Consider the following 3,167-nt stretch of genomic DNA (forward strand, 5'->3'; position numbering starts at 1 on the left):
GGCAAGCCATATACCGTGCAGCAGCTGGCGGATGCTTTTCTGGATCTACAGGAACAGCATGCCCACAACATCAACCTGGTGACCCCGACCCATATGGTGCCCCAGATCCTGGACGCCTTGCAGCTGGCAAAGGCACAGGGACTCCACATTCCCATTGTATACAACACCGGGGGCTATGAGAACACGGAAACCCTGAAACTTCTGGAGGGGTGGGTGGACGTGTATCTGACGGACTTCAAGTACCTAAGCACCGCCCTGTCCGGGGCATACTCCCACGCAGCAGATTATGCAGAAGCGGCAAAGCCTGCTCTGGCGGAAATGGTGCGGCAGACCGGCGCAGCCCGGTTCTCCCCGGAGGGCATGATGGAGCGGGGCGTCATCGTGCGGCATCTGCTGCTGCCGGGGCAGACGGCGGATTCCAGGGCGGTGGTGGAATATCTGTATCACACCTACGGAGATCGGATCTGGATCAGTCTGATGAACCAGTACACCCCCCTGCCCTGGGTACAGCAGGATCCGTTGCTGTGCCGCCGGGTCACCCGGCAGGAGTATGACGCAGTGGTGGACTATGCAGTAGCGCTTGGAGTGGAAAACGGCTTTACCCAGGAAGGGGAAGCCGCCTCCGAAAGCTTCATCCCGCAGTTTGAGGGGGAATAAAATAACCCGGGAGGGCGCACCTCCCGGGTTATTTCTTTTTATCCGCATGCAAAACGCATGCAGCTTGGAAAGAAAATGAAGCTTACTTCAGTCTGCTCTCCAGCATATCCAGCTCAGCAGCCAGAGCCTTCGGCAGTCTGTCACCGAACTGCTTGTAGAATTCACGCATTTCGGAAACTTCCTTGGTCCACAGATCCTTGTCAACAGCCAGCAGCTTGTCCATGATCTCCGGTGTTACCTCGTCCTCAATGCCGGAAACGTTGATATCACCCTTCTTGGGCAGGTAACCGATGGCAGTCTCCTCTGCGTCGATCTCGCCGTCGCAGCGCTTTACGATCCAGTCCAGCACTCTCATGTTGTCGCCGAAGCCCGGCCAGATGAAGTGACCGTTCTCATCCTGCTTGAACCAGTTGACGTTGAAGATCTTCGGAGCCTTGTCGCCCAGCTTCTCGCCCATTTCCAGCCAATGAGCCCAGTAGTCGCCCATGTGGTAGCCGCAGAAGGGCTTCATAGCCATAGGATCGTGGCGGAGTACGCCTACTGCGCCGGTTGCAGCGGCAGTGGTCTCGGAGGAAACAGCGGAACCAACGTAGGTGCCGTGTGTCCAGTCAAAGGACTGATATACCAGCGGGGTGGTTGCTGCACGACGGCCGCCAAAGATGATGGCAGAGATCGGCACACCCTGGGGGTTGTTGAATTCAGGAGAAATGCAGGGGCAGTTTTCTGCCGGTGCGGTAAATCTGGAGTTGGGGTGTGCGAGCTTGTTGCCGGCAGCGGTAAATTCCTTGCCGTTTACCTTTTCGCCCTTCCACTCGGTTGCATTCTCCGGCGGATTCTTGTCCAGACCCTCCCACCAAACGGTCATGTCATCGTTGTTGATGGCAACGTTGGTGAAGATGGTGTTCTTTCTGGTGGATGCCAGTGCGTTGTAGTTGGACTTTGCATTGGTGCCGGGCGCTACGCCAAAGAAGCCGTTCTCCGGGTTGATGGCATAAAGTCTGCCGTCCGGACCGGGCTTGAGCCATGCAATATCGTCACCAACGGTAAATACCTCGTAGCCCTGCTCCTTGTACAGCTCCGGCGGAATCAGCATTGCCAGGTTGGTCTTACCGCATGCAGAGGGGAACGCTGCACAGATGTACTTGGTCTCCTTGCCGGGCTTCTTCAGACCCAGAATCAGCATATGCTCTGCCATCCAGCCCTCGTTCTTGCCCTGGAAGGAAGCGATACGCAGTGCGAAGCACTTCTTGCCCAGCAGAACGTTGCCGCCGTAAGCGGAGTTGATGCTCCAGATGGTGTTATCCTCCGGGAAGTGTACGATGTAACGCTTCTCCGGATCTACGTCAGCCTTGGAGTGGAGGCCACGTACAAAGTCATTGGAGGTATCACCCAGATTCTCGAATGCAGCTACACCCATTCTGGTCATGATGTGCATGTTCAGAACAACGTAGATGGAGTCAGTCAGCTCTACACCAACCTTTGCCAGAGGAGAACCGATGGGACCCATGGAATAAGGGATCACATACATGGTTCTGCCCTTCATAACCCCGTCGAACAGAGGGGTCAGCTTTGCGTACATTTCCTTGGGATCGCACCAGTTGTTGGTGGGGCCTGCGTCTTCCTTGTTGCGGGAGCAGATAAAGGTTCTGTCCTCAACACGGGCTACGTCGTTGGGCAGGGTTCTATGATAAAGGCATCCGGGGAGCTTTTCCTCGTTGAGACGATACATCTTATCTCTGTTGCCCTCGGGCAGCGCACAAACCTCATCGGTCAGCGCATCCAGCTGCGCCTGGGAGCCATCGATCCAGACTACCTTATCAGGCTTTGTCAGTGCAACCATTTCGTCAACCCACTTGTTGACATTCGGGTTCTTTGTTAGTGACATGATGATTCCTCCTTAAACAATTACGGAATTTCGGCAGCAAACCAGCGCCGCCCTCGGAAAATCAAATTTTCCACAAATACTATTATAGCCGAATGGCACCCCGGTGTCAAGTCCGGGAATCAAAATCCTTGTTATTTTTTTGGCATACCTCTATGCCATTTCGGCATTACTGCAAAAACCTTGCTGTGACCTGCCGCTTATCCATTTCGATCATGCCCTCGTTTTTCAGCTTCCGGATCTCCCGGAGCATGGCGCTCCGGTCCACACACAGGTAATCCGCCAAAGCGGTGCCCGTAAAGGGAATGGAGAACACAGTCTGCTTGGCGTGATCCGCACACAGATTAAAATAGCACAGCAGACGATCCCGGATGGAGCGGCGGCTCAGCACCTCCACCCGTTCACTGAGACCCAGCGCCTTTTCGGAAATGAGCCGGAACAGATTTTCCGTGATCTGGGTGTGGCAGGCGCAGGCGTTGCTGCATCGCTTGGAGATCTCATCGTAGGTGATGAAGCTGATCTCGCAGTCCGTGTCGGCGGTTACATAGATGGCGTCCTGATTGCCGGAAAAAGCAAAACATTCACCGAACAGTCCGCCCTCCTCCACCCGTTCCAGAATGGTACGGCT

Annotated in this window: 3 protein-coding genes; 1 reads left to right on the forward strand and 2 read right to left on the reverse strand. The window is 55.1% G+C overall.

Annotated features, from left to right (window positions below; genetic code table 11):
- Nucleotides 1-657: radical SAM protein (locus QVO51_RS06135; protein ID WP_288167923.1), on the forward strand; the 657-nt coding region annotated here is incomplete at its 5' end.
- 82 nt (nucleotides 658-739) lie between these two features.
- Here QVO51_RS06135 and QVO51_RS06140 read toward each other — a convergent pair.
- A complete protein-coding gene (locus QVO51_RS06140; RefSeq protein WP_022357661.1) occupies nucleotides 740-2,542 on the reverse strand; it encodes a phosphoenolpyruvate carboxykinase (GTP) in 1,803 nt (600 codons plus the stop codon).
- A 166-nt stretch (nucleotides 2,543-2,708) separates the two neighbouring features.
- Nucleotides 2,709-3,167 (reverse strand): Crp/Fnr family transcriptional regulator (locus QVO51_RS06145; protein ID WP_288167924.1); only part of this gene is annotated, 459 nt, incomplete at its 5' end.

The organism is Ruminococcus sp. CAG:379, from assembly GCF_000434255.1.
In the GTDB taxonomy this organism is placed as follows: domain Bacteria; phylum Bacillota; class Clostridia; order Oscillospirales; family Ruminococcaceae; genus Ruminococcus_F; species Ruminococcus_F champanellensis.